The sequence below is a fragment of the Microvirga sp. P4_A5 genome (assembly GCF_056402495.1).
The window spans coordinates 1-24,425 of the sequence record NZ_JBFUHH010000066.1 but is presented as its reverse complement, the minus strand read 5'-3'; the positions used below and the strand labels follow the sequence as shown (position 1 = coordinate 24,425).

Annotated in this window: 17 protein-coding genes and 1 pseudogene; 3 read left to right on the top strand and 15 right to left on the bottom strand. The window is 65.0% G+C overall.

Annotation, left to right across the window (positions count from 1 at the left end; genetic code table 11):
- Positions 1 to 1,592 (top strand): DUF3458 domain-containing protein (locus AC1DVM_RS16060; protein WP_477255879.1); only part of this gene is annotated, 1,592 nt, incomplete at its 5' end.
- A gap of 209 nt (positions 1,593 to 1,801) precedes the next feature.
- A complete protein-coding gene (locus AC1DVM_RS16055) occupies positions 1,802 to 4,126 on the top strand; it encodes a sensor histidine kinase (protein ID WP_477255877.1) in 2,325 nt (774 codons plus the stop codon).
- 59 nt (positions 4,127 to 4,185) lie between these two features.
- Here AC1DVM_RS16055 and AC1DVM_RS16050 read toward each other — a convergent pair whose 3' ends face one another.
- The 10 genes and pseudogenes from AC1DVM_RS16050 to AC1DVM_RS16005 all read right to left on the bottom strand — a co-directional run bounded on the left by AC1DVM_RS16050 (position 4,186) and on the right by AC1DVM_RS16005 (position 16,324).
- Entirely contained in the window at positions 4,186 to 4,314 is a 129-nt protein-coding gene (locus AC1DVM_RS16050; RefSeq protein WP_477255875.1) for a hypothetical protein, read from the bottom strand.
- A gap of 75 nt (positions 4,315 to 4,389) precedes the next feature.
- Positions 4,390 to 5,991, bottom strand: a complete 1,602-nt coding sequence (locus AC1DVM_RS16045; protein ID WP_477255885.1) for a calcium-binding protein — start codon at positions 5,989 to 5,991, stop codon at positions 4,390 to 4,392.
- Positions 5,971 to 6,024 (bottom strand): annotated as a pseudogene (locus AC1DVM_RS16040) (hypothetical protein); the annotation flags it as partial. The gene AC1DVM_RS16045 and the pseudogene AC1DVM_RS16040, both read right to left, overlap by 21 nt.
- Positions 6,025 to 6,107: 83 nt before the next feature.
- Positions 6,108 to 6,431 carry a hypothetical protein gene (locus AC1DVM_RS16035; protein ID WP_477255873.1) on the bottom strand — a complete coding sequence of 108 codons (324 nt, stop codon included), beginning with the start codon at positions 6,429 to 6,431 and terminating at the stop codon, positions 6,108 to 6,110.
- Positions 6,432 to 6,711: 280 nt separating this feature from the next.
- Positions 6,712 to 8,835 (bottom strand): beta strand repeat-containing protein, encoded by a 2,124-nt coding sequence (locus AC1DVM_RS16030; RefSeq protein WP_477255883.1) that lies wholly within the window; start codon positions 8,833 to 8,835, stop codon positions 6,712 to 6,714.
- Entirely contained in the window at positions 8,810 to 9,364 is a 555-nt protein-coding gene (locus AC1DVM_RS16025) for a hypothetical protein (RefSeq protein ID WP_477255871.1), read from the bottom strand. The genes AC1DVM_RS16030 and AC1DVM_RS16025 overlap by 26 nt, the downstream gene beginning before the upstream one ends.
- Before the next feature lie 401 nt (positions 9,365 to 9,765).
- Positions 9,766 to 12,717, bottom strand: coding sequence for a bifunctional [glutamine synthetase] adenylyltransferase/[glutamine synthetase]-adenylyl-L-tyrosine phosphorylase (locus AC1DVM_RS16020; RefSeq protein WP_477255870.1), 2,952 nt, complete (start codon positions 12,715 to 12,717; stop codon positions 9,766 to 9,768).
- Positions 12,718 to 12,805: 88 nt separating this feature from the next.
- Positions 12,806 to 14,227: a HAMP domain-containing sensor histidine kinase gene (locus tag AC1DVM_RS16015; protein WP_477255868.1), complete on the bottom strand. Its 1,422-nt coding sequence runs from the start codon at positions 14,225 to 14,227 to the stop codon at positions 12,806 to 12,808.
- On the bottom strand, positions 14,224 to 14,919 hold the full coding sequence (locus AC1DVM_RS16010; protein ID WP_477255866.1) for a winged helix-turn-helix domain-containing protein: 696 nt from the start codon (positions 14,917 to 14,919) through the stop codon (positions 14,224 to 14,226). The genes AC1DVM_RS16015 and AC1DVM_RS16010 overlap by 4 nt, the downstream gene beginning before the upstream one ends.
- A 178-nt stretch (positions 14,920 to 15,097) precedes the next feature.
- Complete coding sequence (locus AC1DVM_RS16005) at positions 15,098 to 16,324, bottom strand: S1C family serine protease (RefSeq protein ID WP_477255864.1); 1,227 nt, start codon at positions 16,322 to 16,324, stop codon at positions 15,098 to 15,100.
- Positions 16,325 to 16,705: 381 nt separating this feature from the next.
- On the opposite strand from AC1DVM_RS16005, the gene AC1DVM_RS16000 reads away from it, so the two are divergent.
- The gene (locus AC1DVM_RS16000) at positions 16,706 to 19,225 is read left to right on the top strand and encodes a calcium-binding protein (RefSeq protein ID WP_477255862.1); all 2,520 of its coding nucleotides are present in this window, start codon (positions 16,706 to 16,708) and stop codon (positions 19,223 to 19,225) included.
- Positions 19,226 to 19,303: 78 nt separating this feature from the next.
- Here AC1DVM_RS16000 and AC1DVM_RS15995 read toward each other — a convergent pair whose 3' ends face one another.
- The 5 genes from AC1DVM_RS15995 to AC1DVM_RS15975 form a co-directional block, all read right to left on the bottom strand.
- A complete protein-coding gene (locus tag AC1DVM_RS15995) occupies positions 19,304 to 19,783 on the bottom strand; it encodes a cytochrome c-type biogenesis protein (RefSeq protein WP_477255860.1) in 480 nt (159 codons plus the stop codon).
- Positions 19,784 to 19,788: 5 nt separating this feature from the next.
- Positions 19,789 to 21,768, bottom strand: coding sequence for a heme lyase CcmF/NrfE family subunit (locus tag AC1DVM_RS15990; protein WP_477255858.1), 1,980 nt, complete (start codon positions 21,766 to 21,768; stop codon positions 19,789 to 19,791).
- A gap of 16 nt (positions 21,769 to 21,784) precedes the next feature.
- On the bottom strand, positions 21,785 to 22,243 hold the full coding sequence (ccmE, locus tag AC1DVM_RS15985; RefSeq protein WP_477255881.1) for a cytochrome c maturation protein CcmE: 459 nt from the start codon (positions 22,241 to 22,243) through the stop codon (positions 21,785 to 21,787).
- A 26-nt stretch (positions 22,244 to 22,269) separates the two neighbouring features.
- A complete protein-coding gene (gene ccmI, locus AC1DVM_RS15980; RefSeq protein WP_477255856.1) occupies positions 22,270 to 23,352 on the bottom strand; it encodes a c-type cytochrome biogenesis protein CcmI in 1,083 nt (360 codons plus the stop codon).
- Positions 23,353 to 23,424: 72 nt separating this feature from the next.
- Positions 23,425 to 24,425 (bottom strand): ATP-binding protein (locus AC1DVM_RS15975; RefSeq protein WP_477255854.1); only part of this gene is annotated, 1,001 nt, incomplete at its 5' end.

The window sequence follows — 24,425 nt, the reverse complement described above, 5'->3', positions numbered from 1 at the left end:
TCGCCGAGGTCAAGACGCTTCGGGCGCGTCAGTTCTCGGAGGATGCCGGTCCCCTCGCCCATCCGGTGCGGCCGACGCAGTACCGCGAGATCAACAACTTCTACACCGCCACGGTCTACGAAAAAGGCGCCGAGATCGTCCGTATGCTGAAGACCATTATCGGCGAGGCGGATTTCCGACGCGGCATGGATCTCTACGTGAAGCGTTGCGACGGCACGGCCGCTACCGTGGAGGATTTCCTCTCGGCCTTCGCCGATGTGACGGGCCGCGACCTTGCGCATTTCGCCCAATGGTACGCGCAGGCCGGAACGCCGCGCGTGACTGTTTCAGGTCATTACGACGAGGCGGCGCAGACCTATCGCCTCGACCTCGCGCAAGCCACCAACGGCACTCCGGGTGAAGCCCACAAGCGCCCGATGGCGATCCCGATCGGGCTCGGCCTCGTGTCGCGGGACGGTCGCCCGCTGGAGGCGAAGTGCGACCGGGTCAACGCGCAGGGCGTGTTCCTGCTCGACCGGGACAGCGACAGCCTGACCTTCACGAAGGTGTCGCAGCCGCCCGCCCCGTCGGTGTTCCGCGATTTCTCCGCGCCGGTCAAAGTCGCGCTCGACCTGTCGAACGACGATCTGCTGGTCCTGCTGCGTCATGACACGGATGCGTTCAACCGCTGGCAATCCGCCCAAACCGTTTCGCTGCGACTTCTGGTGCGGTTGTCGAAAGGCGAAGCGGTCGACGACGGCGAGGTGACGGCCCTGGCGTCGGCGATCGGCACCTTCCTCGACCGCGACGCGCTGCGGGATCCTGCCTTCGCCGCCTTGGTGCTGATGCAGCCGAGCGAGGCCGAGATCGCCCAGGAGATCGCTGCCGACGTCGACCCCGATGCGATCCATGAGGCCCGAAGCGCCTTGCGTCGCCGCATTGCGCAGGCGAACACGGCCAGCCTGCGGCGGCTCTACGACGAGCTTGCGGAAACGGCCGCTTATAGCCCCGACGCGGCGAGTGCGGGACGTCGCGCCCTGCGCAATGTGGCGCTCGACCTTCTGACCGTTGCCAATCACGACGTGGGAGAGGCGCTTTCGGTGGCGCAATTCGACCGCGCGACGAACATGACGGACAGGCTGGCGGCGCTGAACACCCTGACGACCATCCCCGGACCCGCCCGGGAGAACGCGCTGGCGACTTTCGGGGATCGGTATCGCGATGAGCCGCTGGTGCTCGACAAGTGGTTCACGCTTCAGGCCACCATCGAGGAACCCGCCACGCTGTCGCGCGTCGAGTCGCTGCTCAATCATCCGGCTTTCGCCCTCAGCAATCCCAATCGCGTGCGCTCGCTCGTGGGAAGCTTTGCCATGGCGAACCAGACCCAGTTCAACCGTGCCGATGGCGCCGGCTACCGCTTCGTCGCCGCGATGATCCTGCGCGTCGATCCGCTCAACCCGCAGCTCGCGGCCCGGCTCATGACGGCCTTCAGTTCGTGGCGAATGATGGAAAGCGGGCGTCGCGAGCAGGCGGAACGCGCCCTGCAGCAAATTGCCGGCACGCCCGGCCTGTCGCGCGACGCGAGCGATATCGTGCAGCGCACATTGCAATAAATCCAGCAATCGCAAGGCATTGAATCCACAGCCGGGCTGTCTGCGCGTACAGGCGTCGCGGGCGGCCTGCGGCTACATGGAAATATTTTATTAACCTAAGCGCTGTCTCGGCTGGACAAATCACGCGCCCGTGATTCTATTGATAGTGATTCGGAGAGATGCGGCACGTCCTTCCGAATGAGGACGACTAGGATTCCGGAGGATAACGCATGGCGGGGGCAGCGACCGCGAGCGTTCCCGCACGCGCGGGTACGATCTTGGGGGTAACGCGATCCGACGCGAACCCCACCTATCGACGACTTGAACAATACGAACCGCTGTTGCGGCTGGCCGTTCCGGCGCTTCTCGCCCTGTTTCTCCTGACGCTGGCGGCAAGCGCGTGGATTCAGGTGCGCGAAGGCCGCGAGAGCACGCTCAGCGACGCCGTCGCGGATATCGACATCATCGCGTCTCTGTCGGCTGCCAAGCTTGGCCTTTATCCGGCGCCGGTGGACCGCAATGCGGCGGCGGCCCAGCTCGACGCGCTCGTGCGCGCCATGCCGCCGAGCGCTTTGGCGCAGAGCCGCACGCTCGTGCTCGTCAACGCGGCCGGCAAGGTGCTGGCTGTCCACCCGCCGACCGTGACCGTTCCCGAAACGCTGATCGACCTTCTCGGCGAAGCGCAGCCCCTGTCGACCTTCGCCGACCGCGCCGGCGTCATGACCATCAGGCTCGCGAGCGGCGTCGACGGCATCGCCACCGTGCGCTCGCTTCCCGCATCGTCCGGGCAGATCGCCTTGCTGCAGCCCCTGCCCCGCGTGCTGTCCGGCTGGTGGTCGCGCACCATCGGCCATGTGTCGTTGCTCGCCGCCACGATCGTCGTGCTGCTCGGGATCGGCATTGCGTATGTGATGCAGGCGAATCGCGCCCGCGCGGCGGACGAAGTCTGCGAGAAGGTCCGCGACCGGATCGATTCCGCGCTGAACCGCGGCCGTTGCGGATTGTGGGACTGGGATATCGGGCGCGGTCGGCTCTACTGGTCGGATTCCATGTATGAGCTTCTCGGCTACGAGCGCCAGGACGAGTTCCTGTCATTCGGCGAAGTCAATGCGATGATCCATCCCGACGACGAGGATCTCTACGCACTCGCCGAACAGCTCGCCTCCGCAAAGACCTCGCTGCTCGATTACGAATTCCGCATCCGCAGCTCGGCCGGCGAATGGGTGTGGCTGCGCGCCCGCGCCGAGCTCATGGACGACCCGGACGACGCCGCGAGCCATCTGGTCGGCATCGCCGTCGACGTGACGGAGCAGCGCGGCCTCGAGGAGCGGACCGCGAAAGCCGACGCGCGCCTTCACGACGCCATCGAGGCGATTTCCGAGGCCTTCGTGCTGTGGGACGCCAACAACCGGCTCGTTCTTTGCAATTCGAAGTTCCACAAGCTGCATGAGCTTGCGCCCGATGCCGAGCTGCAGGGCAAGAGCTACGCGGAAGTCATGGCGCAGGGACGTCCCGCCGAAGTGCAGCACCAATTCATGCGGCGCCAGGAGGAAATCGGCGCGCGCAGCTACGAGGCGCGCCTTCAGGACGGGCGCTGGCTGCAGATCAACGAACGCCGCACGAAGGATGGCGGCTACGTCTCGGTCGGCACGGACATCACGGCGCTCAAGCGCCACGAAGGCCGGCTCGTCGAATCCGAGAAGGAACTCATCGCCACCGTCATGGACCTGAAGCAATCGCGCCAGAAGATGCAGGCGCAGACGCAGCAGCTCGCCGATCTCGCCGAGCGCTATCTCGACCAGAAGGCGCAGGCCGAGAGCGCCAACCGCGCCAAATCCGAATTCCTCGCCAATATGAGCCACGAGCTGCGCACGCCCCTCAACGCCATCATCGGCTTCGCCGAGGTCATGCAGAGCGGCATCTTCGGCGCGCTGGGCTCCGACAAATACGAGGAATATTGCGCCGATATCCGCGGCAGCGGCGAATACCTGCTCTCGGTCATCAACGACATCCTCGACATGTCGCGCATCGAGGCGGGCCGCACCAGCCTGACCAAGCAGCCGATCGGCGTCAACGCCTCGATCCAGCGGGCGCTTCGGCTGGTCAGCGAACAGATCAAGGCCAAGAACCTCACCATCACGGTCGACGTGATCCCCGAGGACATCGTGGTGCCGGCTGATGAGCGAGCGATGCACCAGATCCTCGTGAACCTGCTGCAGAATGCCACCAAGTTCACCAGCGACGGCGGCTGCATCACGGTGCGCACCCGCCAGGCCGGCGACGCCATCAACCTCTATGTGGAAGACAACGGCATCGGCATCCCCGAGCACGCCCTGCAAAAGCTCGGACGCCCCTTCGAGCAGGTCGAGACCGAGTTCTCGAAGAGCTACAAGGGCTCGGGCCTCGGCCTCGCCATCGCCCGCTCGCTCACCGAACTCCACGGCGGCGCACTGCGCATCCGCAGCCAGGAGGGCGTCGGCACCATCGTGCTCGTCCACCTGCCGCTGACGGAAGCGACCAATTCGGACATCGCGCTGGCGGACACGGCGGCGTAGCGCAGCTTGCGACAACATGGCGGCCACATAAAAACGCCGTCGCTTACGCGGCGTGGTTGTCAGATCAGCATGAAGTCGGTTGCGATGAGCGCAAGACCGGCGGAGAGCGTGGCGAACCTGGCAGGCCGGCCACCACCTATACCGTCCGCGTCTTGGAGTTCGAACACCTGCGAGCTGATGGCCCGCATGAAAAAACGCCGGCGCATCGCTGCGCCGGCGTCGTTGTGTCGAATAGGACCGTCGCTTGCGCGGCAGCCGTTTTATCAGATCAGCATGAAGTCGGCGCTGCTCAACCCGGCCGTGTTGGACAGGGTCGCAAACTTGATCGCGACGCCGCCACCCAGACCGTCGGCATCGTAATAGAGATCGCCGCCGTTGCAGATGATCTGCGCTTCACCGCTGTTGGCCATCTGACCGAAGGTCAGCTTCACCGATGCGCCGAAACCGGAGAAGATGCTCCGGCTGAGCTGGATCGTGTCGTCGGCCGCGTTGAAGTCGGTGATGCGGTCGACATTGCCGTTGCCCAGCGCCGCATCGAACACGAACATGTCACGCCCGGCGCCGCCGGTGAGAACGTCGCCGCCCGTGCCGCCAAGCAGCATGTCGTCGTCGTTGCCGCCGTTGAGGCTGTCGTTGCCATCCGAGCCATAGAGCGTGTCGTTGCCCGATGCGCCCAGCACGCTGTCGTTGCCGCCGCAGGCTATGACCCAGTTGGCATTCGCGTTGCCGAGAATCTGGTCGCCGAAGGCTGAACCGAACGCGCCGTTGATGTTGACGAACACATCGCCCGCCGCCTCGCCGCCGGCATTGCCCGAACCGTCGAGACGGACCGTCACCGCGTCGGAATTGCGGTAATCGGCAACGCCCCAGCCACCGGTGCCGTCGAGAATATCGGCCCCTGCACCGCCCTCCAGCACGTTGTTGCCGAGGCCGCCGACGAGATGATCCGCGCCGCCGCCGCCGACAAGCTGGTCGTCGCCGTCGCCGCCATAGACCGTGTCGTTCCCGGCACCGCCATTGACGGTGTCGTTGCCTGCATCGGCAAGGATCCAGTTGGCGTTCACGTTGCCGTTCAGCGTGTCGCCAAAGACCGAACCCTGCACACCGTTGACGTTGATGAAGGTGTCACCCGCTGCCTCGTCGCCGCTATTGCCCGAGCCGTCGAGATTGACCATCACCGCTGTCTGCGCCGTGTGGTAATCGGCAACGCCCCAGCCGCTCGTGCCGTCGAGTTTGTCGGCACCCGCGCCACCGCGCAGGATGTTGTTGCCGATGCCGGCCACGAGATAATCGTTGCCGTCGCCATTGAGCTGATCGTTGCCGTCGCCGCCATAGACCGTATCGTTGCCGGCTCCGCCATTAACGGTGTCATTGCCGCTGTCGGCAAGGATCCAATTGGCGTTGGCATTGCCGTTCAGCGTATCGGCAAAGGCCGATCCCTGAACACCATTGACGTTGACAAAGGTATCGCCGGCGGCCTCGTCGCCGGCGCCGCCGCGTAGAACGTTGTTGCCGGAGCCTGCGATCAGGCGATCATCGCCGTTGCCGCCGACCAAGGTATCGTCGCCTTCCCCGCCATGGAGAACGTCAGCGCCATCGCTACCTTCAAGCAGATCGTTGCCGCCGTCGCCGAGGAGCATGTTGTCGGCGGAATCGCCTAGAAGCTGATCGTTGTAGGACGACCCCGACAAGCCTTCGATACTGACCAGCCTATCGCCGGAAAGCTCTGTCCCGTCGGTGAGACTGACACTGACGCCAGACGTTGCGTTTTCATAAGCGGCGATATCGAAACCGGCTCCGCCATTCAAATGATCGGCGCCTGCGCCACCAACCAGGATGTAGTTTCCGTCGCCTCCACTCAGCATGTCGGATTCGGCGCCGCCCTTGAGGGAGTCGTTGCCCGCGCAATTAAACTAACTCACAAAGGTTTATTAGAACAAAATAGTCATATAAAAACTCATTCAAAAATAGTGGAATTAGTTTATTGTGAAGTCCGGAAATTTTTAGAATAGATTTGCACTATCTTCGTACGCGACTGCGTCACGTGGGCCTGCATCGCTGCGGCAGTTGGGAGACCGGAAACCGTCGCAAGACGTTGCAGGATCGCTTTCGACAAAATCCCCACGTGGAAATTCCCCTCGACCATCAGGCGTTGCCACTGGAAGATGTCGCTCATGACGTGATGGGGGTCGAGAAGCACGCGCGAATCTCCCGCCGCAAGAAGGCCGACCTCATTGGCCCGCTCGATCACCTGAGGCGTCGATGCGCCCGGCCCCAGCGCGATCTTCTTTGGATGAGGCAGCATCAACGTCTTGGGGATGAAATCGAGATCCGTCAGACCGCCGCGCGGGTTTCGAACCTTACGGGCCTGCCGCCCTCGCCTGGGCGATAAGGCCGCGCATGGTGGCATCCCTCGAAGGGCTCTTTCGAAGTATATGGCGTCGCCAGAATACCCGTGACCGGCGACTCATGCTTGGGGTCGAGCCCGTAGCGCTGATTCTCCTGCGTCACGAATATGCCGGCGCCCGATGGCGCCGGCACTTATCGTTTTCRGAATCTCGAGACGCCCCGCGCCCGACGCCACATCAGATGATCAAGAAGTCATCCGCTCCCACGGCCGCGCCCAACTTCATAGATGAATCCGGCGTCAGGATCGCGATCTTGATCGCGGCGCGGGAGCCTGAACCATCTCCGTCATAGAACAGGCTGCCCGTCGTTGCGTTGTAGATGATGCGCTGCTCGGCCTTGGTGGCGGCCGCGCCAAGCGCGAACATCGAGGCGTCCAGGGCACCGGCCGTGAAGGCGGTGAAGATTTGCCGGTCGAGATAGATCCTGTCTTCGGAGAAGTTGAAGTCCTTCAGTTGATCAACGTTCGACGACTCGCTCAACGCAGCATTCAGCACGATGACGTCGTTGCCCGTTCCGCCCCAGAGAACGTCATTTCCGGCACCGCCGGCCAGCGTATCGCTACCCGCACCGCCGCGAAGCTCGTTGGCGACGCCGTTGCCGGTGAGCTTGTCCGCATAGGACGAGCCGGTGATGCCTTCGATCGACACATGCGTATCGCCCGCAGCCTCACCCGCGTTGCTCGACGGCGATCCGAGATTGACCGTCACCGCCGCCGTTGCCGAGGAGTAATCCGCGATGTCGTAGCCAGAGCCGCCATCCAGCACATCTGCACCCGCACCGCCGACAAGGACGTCGTCGCCGGCATTGCCAAGGAGGGTGTTGGCGCCGGCATCGCTAGTGAGCCGATCGGCGAATGCCGAGCCCGACAGGCCTTCGATGCCACTATAGATGTCATGCGCGGCGTCGCCGCCGACGCCCCCGGTGGCGAGACTGGCTGTGATGCCCGCTGCAGCGTAGTCATAGGCCGCGAGGTCGGTTCCCGATCCGCCGATCAGGTTGTCGGCATTACCGCCACCCATGAGCGTGTCGTTGCCGGCGCCGCCGTCGAGGGTGTCGTTGCCGATACCGCCATCCAACAGATCGTTGCCACCGTTGCCCAAGAGCACATTGGCGGAGGTGTCTCCGGTGAGTTGATCGTTCGCGATGCCGCCCGAGAGCCCTTCGATTCCCGAATAGGTATCGCCGGAGGCATCACCGCTGCTGCCGCCCGCCGCAAGGCTCGCGACGATCCTGACGGCGCCGCCATAGGAAGCGATGTCGATTCCGTCTCCACCGAGCAGCACGTCTGCGCCAACGCCGCCGACGAGGGTGTCGTCGCCGGAGCCGCCATTCAGGGTGTCATTGCCGGCGCCGCCGTCAAGAAAGTCTTTTCCGCCATTGCCGGAAAGCGCGTTGTCGTTGCCATCGCCGACGATTTGGTCGTTGAAGCTGGAGCCGGACAGCGCTTCGATGCTCGTGAGGACATCGCCCATGGCGTCGCCGGTCGCGAGGTTGGCGATGATGCCGGAAGCCGCATCCTCATACGAAGCCCAGTCGAAGCCGTTGCCACCGGAGAGCTTGTCAGCGCCATTGCCGCCGACGAGCGTGTCGTCGCCATCGTTGCCGCTGAGGAGATCGTCGCCATCCATTCCCTCGACGCGGTCGTTGCCCGCGTCGCCGACAATGAGGTTGGCGCTCACGTTGCCGACGAGGGTGTCGCCATGCGCCGAGCCCCAGATTCCGTGCACGTTGATGTATTGATCGCCCAACGCCTCCTCGCCGCTGTTGCCCGAGCCGTCGAGGCGCACCGTGACGCCCGAAAGTGCGTTGTGGTAATCCGCGACACTCTGGCCACCGGTTCCGTCGAGCAGGTCTGCGCCGGCTCCGCCCTCGAGCATGTTGCTCCCGGCGCCGCCGAGCAGGTAATCGCTCCCGGCGCCTCCGATGAGGGTGTCGTTGCCGTCGGAGCCATAGAGCGTGTCGTCACCCTCGCGGCCATCGACGCGATCGTTGCCGCCGTCGCCGATCATCCAATTGGCATTGGTGTTGCCATTGAGCGTGTCGCCGTGAGACGAGCCAATGACGCCGTTGACACCGATAAAGATAAAGACATCGCCCGCCGCTTCGTCCCCGATATTGCCCGAGCCGTCGAGATTGACCGTGACGGCGGTCGCAGCCGAGTGGTAATCTGCAACACCCCAGCCGCCCGTGCCGTCGAGCGTGTCCGCCCCAGCCCCGCCCCGCAGGATGTTGTTGCCGGTGCCGCCGACCAGCACGTCGTCGCCCGCGCTGCCGTCAGTTGCCGGGGTTCTCCGTGTGATAGGCGTAGCCCGGCCTCAACACGATGACATGACCCGTGCTGTCGGTGCCATCCGGATTCAGTGTATTCTCGCCGGCCGTGATTGTGATGACCGGAACATCCTGCGGTTCATCGGTGGATTCGTAATAATCGACGATTCGCCAGCCGTCTTCGCCACCCCAACCGTCCGTTATGGTCCAGGTGTATCCGAGGATGTCCTCTTCGTCGGAACTCCCGGCTTCGCTCTCCGGTCCGTCGCTGACGCCGCCTTCCTCCTCAGCAGATTCCTCATCCACATAGCCGCCCATATACCACTCGTCCGGGGGCTCGGTTCCGTCGGTGACGCCACCATCTTCACTGCTGGCATCGGGTTCGTCGGTGCTGCCCGAGCTCTCGCTTTCCCCTTCGCCACCGCCATTGTCGCCGCCGTCCCCAGTCCCGTCCCAATCGGTGATCGGGCCGGTGCTGATGCCTGTACCGCCGTACCAGACGCCGCCGCCGCCGCTGTTGTCGAAAAACTCCGCGAGAGCTTGCTCAATGGAGAAGGTCATTCTGGTGCCCCTGGGCTATTTTGCTGAACTTATACCTAAGTTACATAATAACGATATGCCTGCAAGTAGTGGCGACAATGCCAAACACCTCGCAGTTGCAGACCAGCAGAGGTGCTTTTGCGTCACCAACGACCTCGGGCACGCAAATCGGCCGTCGGGCCAGATGGGCGGCACAACCCTGGTTAGTTCGCGCCCATAAAATAAATGTTTGGAGATGAGGCCATCGCTGGCGAGATGACGGGGACTCGCGAGTCGGACACGGATCAATTCCTCTGGGTCCAGAGGGGCGTGCTCCTCTGGACCCAGACCACGATCCGGCGAACCAGCCCGAACTCGTTGAAGCGTCATGCGCAGAAGGAACAAGACGGAACCTGATCAGAGTTGAAAAAGGGAAAACCGCTCTAGCCGACCAGATTCCTCCAGATTTCCGACACCATCTTCCGCGACCGCGTCAGGTGCTCCTGCAAGGCGGAGGAGCTTGGCAGGCCTGCCACAGCGGCAAGGCGATAGAGGATCGCCCTGGACAGGATGTTCGCATCAAACACTCCCTCCACCATCAGGCGCTGCCACTGGAAGATGTCGCCCATCAGGTGATGCGCTTCCAGGAGGGTTCGCGAATCATGCTCCGCCAACAGGCCGACCTCATGCGCCAGCTCGATCACCTGCGGCGTCGATGCGCCCGGCCCCAGCGCGATCTTCTTGGGATGGGCGAGCACCAGCGCCTGCGCGATGAAATCGAGATCGGTCAAGCCGCCGCGCGCGAGTTTCAGGTCCCACGGGTCGTCGTCGCCCTTTTCCTGCGCGATCAACTCACGCATGGCGGCGACATCCTTGAAGACATGCGCCGGATCGCGCGGCGTCGCCAGGATGTCGGCGATGGTCGTCGTCACGCGCGCTCCGAACGCGTCATCGCCCGCGATCACCCGCGCCCGCGTCAGCGCCATGTGTTCCCATAACTCCGCTTCGTTCTTCTGATACTCGACGAAGCCACGGAATTGCGACGCGACGGGACCCTTGCCGCCTTGCGGACGCAGGCGGAGGTCCACTTCGTAGAGCAGGCCGCGTCGCGTCGGCACCGTCAGCGCGGCGACGAGGCGCTGGGTCAGGCGCGTGTAATAGACCACCACGTCGAGCTTGCGCGGGCCGGTGCTCTCGCGGTTGTTCTCATCGAAATCGTAGATCACCACGAGATCGAGATCGGATCCTGCCGTGAGTTCGCGCGACCCGAGACGGCCGAGACCCAGGATGGCGATTTCCGCGCCCGGAACGACACCGTGATCGGTCTCGAAATTCCGCCGCACTTCGGCGAAGGCCGCGCACACGATGGCCTGCGCGATTGCCGTGTAGGATTCGCCGGCGCGGGTCGGTGAGAGAATTTCCGACAGCAGGCGGGCACCGGTGACGAAGCGCATCTGGCGCGCGGCATCCCGCGATCTGTCGAGGAATTCCTCGTAATCGCCCGGCTTGCCGATGATCTGGCGCACCTGTTCTTCGAGGCCGGCTTCGTCGCTCACCGGATCGACGAAGGCCGGATCGATGAGCGTGTCGAGCACGTGCGGCGATTGCGCCACGGTGTCGGCGAGGCGCGGCGCGGTGCCGAGCAGATCGGCGAAGAGCAGGCGCAGGCGGTCGTGCGATTGCAGGATGGTGAGAAGCTCGACGACGGCCGGCATGCGACCGAAAGCGCGGTCGAGGGCTGCGAGCGCGGCATCGGGATCGGGCGTGCCGCCGAGTGCGCTGAGAAGCGCCGGCACGAACTCCGTCAGCACTTCGCGCGCGCGCTGCGAGGTGATGGCGGCGCGACGGCCGAAATGCCAGCCGCGAATGGTTTCCGCCGCCCGTTCCGGCTCGTGAAAGCCGAGCCGCCTGAGCGTTGCCAATGTTTCGGGATCGTCCGTCGTGCCGGTGAAGACCAGATTGCCGATGTCGGAGGCAAGCTCCGGGCCCTCCTCGAACAACAACGCATAATGGCGTTGCACAATTCCGGCCTGCTCTGTCAGCGCCATCGAGAACGACGCGAGGTCGACATAGCCGCAGAAATGCGCGAAGCGGGTGAGATCGGTCTCGTCGGATGGCAGCCGCTGCGTCTGCTCGTCCGCGACCATCTGCAGCCGGTGCTCGACGGTGCGGAGATACTGGTAGGCGTGCGAGAGTTCATCGCGGGCCTGATCGGTGATCCAGTTCTCGTCGCGCAGGGCCACCAGCATGTCGAGGGTCCGCCGTCCGCGCAACGCCGGGCGCCTGCCGCCGAAAACCAGTTGCTGCGTCTGGACGAAGAACTCGATCTCGCGGATGCCGCCGCGTCCGAGCTTGATGTCGTGTCCGGCAACCGCGATCTGGTCGTGTCCGCGGACGGCGTGGATCTGTCGCTTCATCGCATGGACGTCGGCAATCGACGCGAAATCGAAATATTTGCGCCAGATGAAGGGTCGCAGATCCTCCAGAAAACGCTCGCCCAGCGCGACATCGCCGGCGATGGCACGCGCCTTGATGAGCGCGGCGCGTTCCCAGTTCTGCCCGACGGTTTCGTAATAGGTGTAAGCGGAGGGAAGCGACACCGCCGTCGGCGTCGAACCGGGGTCCGGCCGGAGGCGGTAATCGACCCGATGCACGAAACCGTCGGCGGTGCGCTCCTGCAACAACCGCGCGAGCTGCTGGGCGATGCGGGTGTAGAGCGTCGGCGCCTCCGCGCCTTCCGGCAAGGCCGCGGATTGCGGGTCGAAGAACACCACGAGATCGATGTCGCTGGAATAATTGAGTTCGCCCGCGCCATGCTTGCCGAGCGCCAGCACGGTGAAGCCGGAGCCGTTGCCGGGCTCGTCGGGATCTGTCAGGACGACGCGGCCGAGACCCGCCATCTCGGTGAGGACGAGATTGACGCCGCCGCGCACCGACGCATCCGCGAAATCGCTCAAGGCGCGGGTGACCTCCACCACGTTCCACACGCCACCGATATCGGCAAGCGCCACCAGCAGCGCGTGGGCGTTGCGGTTCTGCCGGAACGCCGCCACCACCGCGTCGCGCGACATGTGACCGGAACGGAAGTCGCGAAAGAGGCTCGATTGCGAATGGATGATGTCCGCGTGAACCTGCTCGGGCGCACTCAGTGCAAGGCGCTCGAGGCGGCCTGGATTGTTGATGATCACCTGCCACAGGAACGGCGAATGATCGGCCACGGAGAGGATGAGGTCGCGGAAAAGGCCGGCTTCGAGATGAGGCTCGAGCGACGCACATTCGGGAACGCTCCTTGCGCGCTCCAGAAAATCCGCGAGCTGGGAGGCGGCGCGATCTGCGTCGGAGACGGGCGGCGCCTTCGTCAGGCGGTCGATGAGGGAGACGGTTTGATCCGGCACGGGCGATCCATGTGGTCTGGGCTTGCCGCCGAGTGTCCACGCGGCCTCCCGGGACGCAACCGAAATATCGCTCTTATGCCCTCTTCTTTCAGCTCTCGCCGGCCGCGGACGTGCTCGACGGGCTCGCCAGAGGCAAGGCCAGCACGACTCTCAGGCCCGGATTGTTATCCTCCAGACGCAGGGCTCCCCCATGGAGGCGGGCGACGGCGGCGGCGAGGCTGAGGCCGAGGCCGAAACCGGGCCGCGAGCGCGCGGATTCCACGCGCACGAAGCGCTCGAGCACGTGCGCACGCTCTTCCTCCGGAATGCCGGGGCCGCGATCCGCCACCGCGATCCGCACCTCGCCCTCGCGCCGGGAAGCCGTGACGGTGACGGGTTGGGCCGCGGCGTCGGGGTCGGTCGGCGCTGCATATTTGAGGGCGTTGTCGAGAAGGTTCGAGACCGCCTGCCCCAACAGCTCGCGGCTGCCATGAAGCGGAAGATCGCCGTCGACGTGAATCACGAGCGGCACACCCGCCTCCTCGGCCAGGGCCTCGTAGAGTTCGGCGACGTCGCGCACCGCCTCCGCCGCGTCGAAATCGGACAGGCCCTCGCGGGCGTTGCCGGCTTCCAGCCGCGCGATCATCAGGAGCGCGTTGAAGATGCGGATGAGGTTGTCGCTCTCCTCGATATTGGCTTCGAGCGCGGCCTTCAACTCGTCGGGCGTCTTGGCCAGCCGCAGCGCCTCGTCGGCCTTATTGCGCAGGCGCGTCAGGGGCGTCTTGAGATCGTGCGCGATATTGTCCGAGACCTCGCGCATGCCGTGCATCAGCTCGCCGATGCGGTCGAGCATCTGGTTGAGGTTCTCGGCCAGACGGTCGAGCTCGTCGCCGGTGCCCGCCACCTTCAGGCGGCCGTTGAGATCGCCCGCCATGATGGTGCGGGTGGTCTCGGTCATGTCGTCGATGCGCTTCAGGACGCGACGGGTGATGAACCAGCCGCCGGCGCAGCCCAGCACACCGATGAACAGCAGCGAATAGCCGAAGGCGCGGCGGATGACGTCCCGCAGGCGCGCACTCTCCTCCATGTCGCGCCCCACCAGCAAATGGAAGCCGCTGGAGAGGCGATAGACTCGAACGAGCGCATGGCTCGGCGGGGATTCCGCCTCGTCGGTGCGCGTGTAATCGGTGACGAACTGTCCCGGCTGGTCGATGACGCCGGGCGGCAGCGCTCCGATGTTTCCGGCGACGCGCTCGCCGAGCGGCGTGGTGACGAGGTAGAGCGAGGCGCCGGGCGCCCGCGAGCGGCGCTCGACGATATTGACGAGGCGGCGCAATCCGCCGAGGCGATATTGCTCGGCCAAGCCGTTGATCTCGGCTTCGATGGTGGAGTTGAACTGATCCGTCAGCAGACGCTGCGCGTTCCACGCCACGTAGCCGAGGGACGCGAACGCGAAGAGCGCGAACACCACCAGGTAAGCGAAGGAGAGCTTGAACGCCGTGGTTCGGACGAGTTTTCCAAGCGCCGTCACTCGTCGGCCTCGCCGCCGACGCGCACCATGTAGCCGGCGCCGCGGATGGTGTGAATCAGGTGCTTGTCGAACCCCTTGTCGATCTTTGCGCGCAGCCGCGAAACGTGCACGTCGATGACGTTGGTCTGGGGATCGAAATGATAGTCCCACACATGCTCCAACAGCATCGTGCGGGTCACCACCTGATTGGCGTACTTCATGAGATATTCGAGAAGCCGATATTCACGGGGCTGCAACACGACCTCGTGGCCCGCGCGCGTCACGCGATGCGACAGGCGATCGAGTTCGAGATCGCCGACGCGATAGGTGGTCGGCTCAGCGCTCGCAACGCTCGCGCGACGACGGGCCAGAACCTCGACACGGGCGAGCAACTCGGAAAACGCGTAGGGTTTCGGCAGGTAATCGTCGCCGCCGGCGCGCAGGCCCTTCACCCGGTCATCCACCTGACCGAGCGCCGAGAGGATGAGTACCGGGGATTCGACCTTCTGTTCGCGCAAGGACCGGATGAGCGAGAGACCATCGAGTTTCGGCAGCATGCGGTCGACCACCAGCACGTCGTAATCGCCGGATTCGGCCATCGCATAGCCGTCGAGGCCGTCCGCCGCATGGTCCGCCATGTGGCCCGCTTCCCGGAATGCCTTGACCAGGTAGGACGCCGCCTCCTTGTCGTCTTCGATGATGAGAATCCGCATGGGCCTCACTGTAACAAAAAAATGGCCCGACGGCAGACCGACCGTGGAGGGGGCTTGGCGGTCGATCTGCCGGGGGCATGGGACACCGGTTACGCGGGGCTATAGGCTGGAGGATCCGGTGTCCAGGGTCCGGCCGGCCGACAATGAGATCGGCCGGCGGATTTGATTATCGAAGCGATCAGACGCCCTTGGGCTGGCTTGCCACCTCGAGGGTCACGTTGCGCTCCTTGCCGTCACGATAGAGCGTGAGCGACAGGCTTTTGCCGGGGGCGACCTGCGCCACGCGGCGCGAGAGATCGCGCGCCTCGTTGATGCGCTCGCCGTCCACCGCCACGATGGTGTCGCCGGTCTTGACGCCCGCCTTCGCGGCCGGTCCGTCCTTGATGGCTTCCGCCACCAATGCGCCCTTCGGCTCCTTCAGGCCGATCGCTTCCGCGATTTCCTTGGTGACCGGCTGCATCTGCACGCCAATGAAGCCACGGGTGACCGAGCCCTTGTCCTTGAGCGACGCGACGACGTTCTCGACGGTGCTCGCGGGGATCGCGAACGCAATGCCCACATTGCCGCCCGACGGCGAGAAGATCGCCGTGTTCACGCCCACCACTTCGCCCGCGAGGTTGAAGGTCGGACCGCCCGAGTTGCCCTTGTTCACCGACGCGTCGATCTGCATGAAGTCGTCATAGGGACCGGCGCCGATATCGCGGTGCTGGGCCGAGACGATGCCGGCCGTCACCGTGCCGCCGAGGCCGAACGGGTTACCGACCGCCAGGACCCACTCGCCGATCCGGGCTTTCTGGGACGCCAGTTTCACGTACGGGAAGTTGCTGCCCTCGACCTTGATCAGCGCGAGATCGGTCTTGGGATCGACCCCGATGACCTTGGCGTCGAGGGTTTCGCCGTTGTCCATCGTGACCTGCACTTCGGAGGCGTTGTCGACCACGTGGTTATTGGTCACCACATAGCCGTCAGCCGACACGAAGAAGCCGGAGCCGAGCGATTGACCGAACTGGCGCGGGCGCTCCTGACGGTCGCCGCGCTGGCCGGGACGTCCCGGTTGTCCGGGCTGCATCTGGTCGCGGAACTGTCGGAAGAAGCGCTCCATGGGATGGCCGGGAGGCAAGTCGGGCATGGAGAATTGCTGGCCCTCGCCCTCCTCGTCACGCTGGGCGACGTTCTGGACCTTGACCTTCACCGCGACCACGGCGGGCTTCACGCGCTCGACGACATCCGCGAAGGCGGGAAAGCCCGTGACGGGTTGCGCCATGGAGCGCAGCTCCGCATGGGCGGGAGTGGAGGCGACGAGGCCGCTCTCAACGGCGCCGCCGGCGATCAGAGCCGCGACAGCCGCCGCGCCAAGGAACTTGGCGGTGCGATTCCTGCCCCGGCGAAAATTCGTGTTCAACATATCGGCTCTCCTTTGGAACCACGTTGGGTTCGCCATGAAAGCAACATGGGGGCGGTGAGGTTACGGCGCTCCGTCGAGAAGATGAAATGTTGGTAAGGTTTGGGGGCTCCACGGGACGCCTCGCCAGCCAACTCGTCGCGAGAAAACGCTGTGTCTTTCGATATCTGAAACACCCTCGCAAGCAACAGCTCAAGATGAGTGACATCCGCCCGGAGGGGTGAACCCTTCCGAATGACTCTCGGCTGGCGCAGCGGCAAGACCCAGGAGCTCGCTTCTCAATTTATAGTTGAAATGTATACACTTGTAACTTTAAACTGCACATCGCATGATATGTTGTTGCGTTATTGAAATGAATATATTCCTTGATAACACGGAGGAAACATGACCACACCAGAGACATTGCGAGACGATTTCGATCGCCTCATGAGGATCGCGACGGGCGGGACGCCCGCGCCGGACGGGGTCGGATACGGGGACCCTAGGCTCGATTACGACTCGGTCTTGGATGGCGATGAAGGGGGCGGCGGCCCTGGTGGATCCGATGGCGGCAGCGGCACAGGGGGTAAGACCCCTAAGGAAGGGTATCAAATTACCTATCGCGGCGTCGTGATGACGGTAAAGTATGTAAACGGCAAGATGTATCTGGTTCACGAACAGTACCAGACGGCATTCGTAATTCCGCAATTCAGCGGGCCGGGCCAGGACGGTTTCGATTTATCGAAGAATAAAATTCACGAAATCAGCTACGAGAATGTCGGCAACAACAAACTCCTAGATGAGCCTGGCATTTTCATACCGACCCCCAAATGCACGAGCTGCGATCCCCCGCCGATCAAAATCCCGGTGAGCGAAGGTCCCATACGCTCGGATGACCTCCATCAAGCAGTCGCCGTAGCAACCGAAATCGTTCAAGGCTTCATCTACCTGGAAGGTGGAGTGTTGTCGGCTTCCCTGGGCACAGCGAGCAACGATCTCGTGAAAGGCAGGGGCTTCATTCTCGCCGGCGACGGTCAGGATACGGTTGTCGGCAGCGAGTCTTTCGACTTCGTGATCGGTGGTGACGGAAACGACACGCTCCGGGGTGGCGATGGCCACGATCTGCTGAAGGGTGGTGCGGGAGCGGACGTTCTGAAAGGCGGCGATGGTTACGACCTCGCGTCCTACGAGGACAGAGACCACCACATCTATGCCAACCTCGAAGGCGGCGCGGATGCGTCGGGCGACACGTATGAGAGCATCGAGGGCGTGATCGGCACGGCCTACAGCGACACCATCACGGGCAATGCGGAGGCCAATATTCTCGTCGGCAACGCCGGTAACGATACGTTGGTTCGCGGTGCCGGCAACGACACGCTGCAGGGCGGCGAGGGTAACGACATTCTCGGCGGCGGCGAAGGCATCGATCTGCTCCAAGGCGGCGACGGCAACGATATCCTCGGGGGCGGCGAAGACATCGACGTGCTTCAGGGTGGAGCGGGCCTCGACCTGCTCTGCGGTGAGGCCGGCAACGATATCCTCCAGGGCGGCGACGACAACGATACCCTGGTGGGCGGCCTCGGCGCCGATGCGCTCTACGGCGAGGGCGGCAACAACATCCTGAAAGGTGGAGAAGGCGCCGATGCTCATTACGGCGCGGGCGGCTTCAGCGTGGCGTCCTACGTCGACGCAACATCCGCGGTGAACGCTTCGCTGACGGACGCAAGCACCAATACGGGCGAAGCCGCCGGCGACAGCTATGACAGCGTCAACGGCCTGTGGGGCTCGACCTTCGGTGACCGGCTCGAAGGCAACATCCACGCCAACTGGATTATCGCGGATGCAGGCAATGACTCGGTCTTCGGCGGTCTGGGTTCCGATACCCTGTACGGCTCGACGGGCTCCGACGTTCTCGACGGCGGCGACGACGACGACGTTCTCTACGGCGAAGACGGCGACGAATTGCTGATCGGTGGTTCCGGCGCGGACACCATCGACGGCGGAGAAGGATTCGACACCGCCTCGTATGCGGATGCCAACGGCACTTCGAGCTATGGCGTGATCGTGAACCTCGGAACCGGCACGGGAGCTGGCGATACGCTGATCGGCATCGAGGGCGTGCTTGGTTCGGGTGGCGACGACAGCCTGACGGGCGACAGCGTCGCCAACCTTTTGTCGGGTGCCGCTGGCCATGACGGCCTGCGCGGCGAGAGCGGCAACGACACGCTGCAGGGCGGAGATGGCAACGACAGCATGACGGGCGGCGCCGGCGCCGATGTGCTCCAAGGGGGTGCCGGTTCGGATACGGCGGTCTATGCGACGGCGGCGGTCGGTGTGACGGCGAGCCTGGCATCGGCTGCCAGCAACACCGGCGAAGCGGCGGGCGACAGCTATCTGTCCGTCGAGAACCTGACGGGATCGTTCAATGCGGACATTCTCGTCGGCGACGGCGGCATGAACACGCTCATTGGCAATGGCGGCAACGACCTGCTCAGCGGCGGCGGCAGTGTCGACGTGGTGGACGGTGGCAGCGGCAACGACACGCTGATCGGCGGGTCGGGTTCGGACCAGCTCACGGGCGGGACCGGTCAGGACTTGTTCGTGTTCAACACGGCACTGAGCACCTCGGGCAACGTGGATCGGATCGTCGACTTCGATCGCCTCGCCGACAAGATCCAGCTTTCCGCCAGCGTGTTCGGCGGCTTGGCGGCGGGTACGCTTTCCAGCGCGGCGTTCAAGCTCGGAACGACAGCGACGACGTTGAGCCAGCGCCTCATCTACGACAAGGCGACCGGCAATCTGTCGTTCGATGCGGACGGTTCAGGAGCAGGCGCAGCGATCAAGTTCGCCACCCTGGCGGCCGGCACCGAACTTACCGCCGACCACTTCGTCGTCGCGGCCACCATCACCAACAGCTGGTTCTGATCCAGGCAGGCTCACCGCTTCGCGAACCACATCGTCACAGAAAGGCGCGGCATCCGGAAGGGTGCCGCGCTTTCCGTTTCACGACGATGACGAAGTGCCCTTGTCGTTTTTGAGCAAATCCTCGACAGCTCGCGTTTCGTCCATGTCGAGCGGTGCGGCGGATTCCGTGACTCGACGTCGGCGCGAGACAAGAATGATGCCGGCGGCCCCGACGACAAGGATTAGCAGCGGGGAGAACCACAAGGCGATCGTCCGGCCACTGAGCGCCGGCCGCAGCAGCACGAATTCGCCGTAGCGCCGCACCACGAAATCGCGCACTTGGCTGTCGGTGTCGCCGGCGGAAAGACGTTCGCGAACCAGCAGCCGCAGATTGCGCGCAAGGTCGGCGTCGGAATCATCGATGGATTGGTTCTGGCAGACGAGGCAGCGCAGGCCGGAGGAGATTTCGCGGGCGCGGCGTTCGAGCGCCGGGTTTTTCAGCACTTCGTCGGGCTGGACCGCGACGGCAGCCGTGCCGAGGCCGAGCAGCAAGGCGGCGATGGCCAGCATGAGGCGCATCGCGTTCATTCCGCGGGAAGAGGCGTTGCGGAGATGCGGCGCGACTTCGCCGGCGACGCGATGCGCAGGCGGCGATCCGTGAGCGACAACGCGCCGCCCGCCGCCATCACGACGGCGCCGAGCCAGATCAGCAGCACCAACGGCTTGTGATAGAGCCGCATGCCGATCGCGCCGTCGGGCTGGATCTCGCCGAGGCTCACGTAAATCTGGCTGAGACCGCGGGTCATGATGCCGGCTTCGGTGGTGGGCATCCCGCGCGTTACGTACAGGCGCTTCATGGTGTCGACCGTGCCGAGTTCGCGGCCACCGCTGAGGATGGTGAGCGTTGCCACATCCTCGCGGAAATTCGCTTCGCGGCGCGGGCCGACGCGTTCGAGGCGCGCCTCGTAGGGACCGACGCCGAGGCGGTCACCGCTTCGCATGGTGCCGAGCGCTTCGGCATCCCACGCCGTGGCGGCGATGCCGATCACCGTCAGCCCGACGCCCGCATGGGCGATGGCCGTGCCCCAGGCCGAACGCGGCAATCCCGATGCCTTGCGCCGGGTGAGCGTCCAGTCGCCCCTCACCCAGGACCGTGTGACGATCTCGTTGAGCGAACCGAGGATCAGGTAGGCGCCCAGCCCGATGCCGAGGGGCGCCGCCACCGGTCCGTCATGGGCGAATGCGAACACCACGATGATGGTCAGAAGCGCGAGCCCGAACGCCGCGTAGAGGCGTTGCGCCGCGCCGAGCAGATTGCCGCGCTTCCATGCCAGCGTCTGGCCGAGGGGCAGCAGCAGGAGCAAGGGCACGATCAGCGGCACGAACGTCATGTTGAAGAACGGCGCGCCGACGGAGATCTTTTCATCGGTCATCACCTCCAGCGCCAGCGGATAGAGCGTCCCGATGAAGACGGTGGCGCAGGCCGTGGCGAGGAACAGGTTGTTGAGAACGAGCGCGCCTTCGCGCGAGATCGGCGCGAACACGCCGCCCTGCTGCAGCATCGGCGCGCGCCACGCGAACAATGCCAGCGAACCGCCGATGAACACCATGAGAATGCCGAGGATGAAGGTGCCGCGTTCCGGGTCCACCGCGAAGGAATGGACGGAGGTCAACACGCCGGAGCGCACGAGGAACGTGCCGAGAAGCGACAGCGAGAAAGTCAGGATGGCGAGCAGGATCGTCCAGACCTTCAGCGAGTCCCGCTTTTCCATCACGACGGTGGAATGCACCAGCGCCGTGCCGRCAAGCCACGGCATGAGCGAGGCGTTCTCGACCGGGTCCCAGAACCACCAGCCGCCCCAGCCGAGTTCGTAATAGGCCCAGTAGGAGCCCATGGCGATGCCGAGCGTCAGGAAGGCCCAGGCGGTCAGCGTCCAGGGACGGACGATCCGCGCCCAGACCGCGTCGATGCGCCCGTCGATGAGCGCCGCGCAGGCGAACGCGAACGAAATCGAGAAACCCACATAGCCGATGTAAAGCAGCGGCGGATGGATCGCGAGGCCGAGATCCTGCAGGAGCGGGTTGAGATCCTGCCCGTCGGCGGGTGCGGGCACGACCCGGTCGAACGGGTTCGAGGTGATCAGGATGAAGGCCAGAAACGCCAGCGTGACGGCGGCCTGAATGGCCAAAGTGTTGGCCTGGAGCCGGGCCGGAACGCTGTCGCGCGCGACCGCGACGATCCCGCCGAAGAGGCTCAGGATCAGGACCCACAGCAGCATCGAGCCCTCGTGATTGCCCCACACGCCGGAGATCTTGTAGATCAGCGGCTTGGTCGAATGGGAATTCTCCACCACGTTGACGACCGAGAAATCGGAGGTGACGTAGGCGATTGTGAGGGCGAAGAACGCGAAGGCGATGCAGGCGAGCACCGCGAGGGCTGTCGTCGGTGCGACGGCCATGAGAACGGGATCGTTCGCCCGCGCGCCCCAGAGCGGCACCACAAGCTGGATCAGCGACAATCCAAGCGCCAGCGCGAGCGCGAAATGTCCGGCCTCGACCAACACGACGGCACTCTCCCTGTTACCTGGCCTGTTGTGAGGCTTTTTCCTCGCCCTGCCAGTGGCCTTGACGCCGCAGGGCGTCGGCGACTTCCCGGGGCATGTAGTTTTCGTCGTGCTTGGCCAATACGCTGTCGGCACGGAAAACGCCAGATGCCTCTAGGACACCTTCGGCGATCACGCCCTGGCCCTCGCGGAACAGATCCGGCAGCAATCCGCGGTACTGCACCGGCATGGCGCTTTGCGCATCCATCACCTCGAAGGTGATCTGCTGGCCCTCGCCGCGCTTCACCGAGCCTTCCTTCACAAGCCCGCCGAGGCGAAAGCGGGTGCCCGGCTTCACGCCGCGCGCCTGCACGTCGGCGGGGGAATTGAAGAACAGAATGGTGTCGTTCATGGCGTAGAGAACGAGCCCGAGCGCGAGGGCAAGCACGCAGCCCGCGGCGGCGATGAGGCTCAGGCGCCGCTGCTTGCGGGTCAGTCGTCGCGTCGGTTGTCTGCCGGATGTCATGGGGTCGCGTCGGTGAGTTGGAGTTCGCGCGTGGTGGTCTCGATGGTCTGCAGCCCGGCGGTGTTTCCGGCAAGCGCGCGCCTTGCCTTCAGCGCGACCGCGGTGGCTTTGTCGCGCTGGCCCAGCACCGCGTAGGAGCGGATCAGCCGCGCCCATTCGTCGGGGCTTCCGCCTTGGGCATCGAGCCGGGCCGCGAGGCTCGCGACCATGCCGGCGATGGCGTCGTTATCGGGAGACGGCGCGGCGGGTGCCTGGCGGTTGTCGAGGCGCGCGATCTGCTCGCGCACCAGCGGCACCCACGGCGCATCGCTGGGTGATGCCGTCAGGATCGCGGTGTAATCCGCCCGCGCCTTGTCGATCCGGCCGTCCTGCTCCGCCGCCCGGGCCAGATAGAGCCGCGCCTTGGCCGAGGAGGGATCGAGTTCGACCGCCTTCTCGAACGCCGTCTGCGCGTCCTTCGAGACGAGGCCGTCCTTGGCGATGACGAGAGCCTCGCCGTAATTGGCGTAACGAGAGGCGTCGGGTCCGAGATGGCGCAACGCGGCCTCATAGGCCTTGATCGCATCGTCCATGCGGCCCATGCGGAGGTAGACCGGCGCGATGACCTCCCAGCCGCGGCCGTCCTGCGGGCTCTTGGCGAGATGCGCCTCGATCTGCGAGATGGCAGCGCCGAGGTCGCTGCGCGGCGCGGCGGCGGTGACCTCCGCCTGCTGCTCCAGAATGTGCGGGGACCCGAGGGCGCCATAAACCGCGAGGGCGAGGATCGGCACCACCGACAGGGCCAGCGTGGACGCCGCCCTGCGCCGGCGCAGGGCCGGTTCGCCGACGGCCGTGAGAGCGGGGCCCGTCGCCTGGCTCGCCCGCAGGAGGCGTCGCGCAGCCTCGGCCCGGGCAGCCTCGGCCTCCGCCGGCAGCATGGCGCCGCGTTCGCAATCGCGATCGATCTCCGCCACCTGCTCGCGATAGAAGCGGGTGTTGGGGTCCGCCTGCTGGCCCGCAACGGCATGGCGCGACAGCGGCCAGAGGACCGCCATCACGGCCGCCGCCGTCATTGCCAGGAGAATGATCCAGATCATCATGGGAGCCTACTTAACGTGTGCTCCCGTCAAGCACGACGGCGGCACGGTGTCACGCGGGAAAGAAGATGTTCCTCAATTCTGCCCGCCCGGCAGTTCCAGCACGGCCTTGAGCCCGCCGAGGGACGAGACGTCCAGCCTGAGGGTGCCTCCATACAGGGCCGCGAGGTCGGTCACGATCGACAGGCCGAGGCCCGAGCCCGGCTTGGTTTCGTCGAGGCGTCGCCCGCGCTTCAGCATCTCCACCCGCCCCCCCTCGGGCAGACCGGGACCGTCATCCTCGACGGCGAGGACGAGGCGCGGACGCTGGGGATCCTCGCGGTTCGCGGTCGCCTCCACCAGCACTCGGCCGGTCGCCCATTTGGCCGCGTTGTCGATGAGGTTGCCGGCCATCTCCTCGAAATCCTGCCGCTCGCCGCGAAAGCGCAGGCCCGGCGTGATGGCCATGTCGATCTCCAGGTCCTTGTCGCGGTAGATCTTGGCGAAGGTCCGGGTCAGTCCGGCGATCACGGGTTCGACGTCGGTCAGGGTCCCGAGGGTCCCGGCGAGCGCGGCGGCGCGGGCGCGGTCGAGATAGTAATTGACCTGGTCGCGCATCAGGCCGGCCTGTTCCCGGATCCTGACGGCGACCTCGTCGGGGGCGTTTTCGGCCTCGTTGACGACGATGCTGAGCGGCGTCTTCAGCGCGTGGGCGAGGTTGCCCACCTGGGTGCGCGCCCTGTCGAGAATTTCCCGGTTCGTATCGAGGAGCAGATTGAGGTCGGTCGCCAGCGGGGCGATGTCGCGCGGATATTCGCCCACCACCCGGTCGGCCTCCCCGCGCCGGATCGCGCCGAGCGCCCCGCGCAGGTCCGAGAGCGGCCTGAGACCGAACCTGATCTGCAGCAGGGTCGTGAACCCCAGGGCCAATCCCAGAAGCGTGAAGGTGACGACCAGCGCGAAGACGAATTGCCGGGACGCGGTGGAGATCTCGTCGGCGGGACCGGCCACGCGAATGATGAACCGCCCGTCMTCGCCCACGTCGATATCCCGCTCGATCACGCGCAGTTCGCGGTCGTCCGGCGCATGGCCGTAGC

Coding starts and splice junctions, on each gene's coding strand:
- AC1DVM_RS16000 (WP_477255862.1), top strand. CDS start 16,706: ATGACCACACCAGAGACATTGCGAGACGATTTCGATCGCCTCATGAGG.
- AC1DVM_RS16005 (WP_477255864.1), bottom strand. CDS start 16,324: ATGTTGAACACGAATTTTCGCCGGGGCAGGAATCGCACCGCCAAGTTC.
- AC1DVM_RS16045 (WP_477255885.1), bottom strand. CDS start 5,991: ATGCTGAGTGGAGGCGACGGAAACTACATCCTGGTTGGTGGCGCAGGC.
- AC1DVM_RS16010 (WP_477255866.1), bottom strand. CDS start 14,919: ATGCGGATTCTCATCATCGAAGACGACAAGGAGGCGGCGTCCTACCTG.
- AC1DVM_RS16025 (WP_477255871.1), bottom strand. CDS start 9,364: ATGACCTTCTCCATTGAGCAAGCTCTCGCGGAGTTTTTCGACAACAGC.
- AC1DVM_RS16050 (WP_477255875.1), bottom strand. CDS start 4,314: ATGCGGGCCATCAGCTCGCAGGTGTTCGAACTCCAAGACGCGGACGGT.
- AC1DVM_RS16055 (WP_477255877.1), top strand. CDS start 1,802: ATGGCGGGGGCAGCGACCGCGAGCGTTCCCGCACGCGCGGGTACGATC.
- ccmI (WP_477255856.1), bottom strand. CDS start 23,352: ATGATGATCTGGATCATTCTCCTGGCAATGACGGCGGCGGCCGTGATG.
- AC1DVM_RS15995 (WP_477255860.1), bottom strand. CDS start 19,783: ATGCGCCTCATGCTGGCCATCGCCGCCTTGCTGCTCGGCCTCGGCACG.
- AC1DVM_RS16035 (WP_477255873.1), bottom strand. CDS start 6,431: ATGCTGCCTCATCCAAAGAAGATCGCGCTGGGGCCGGGCGCATCGACG.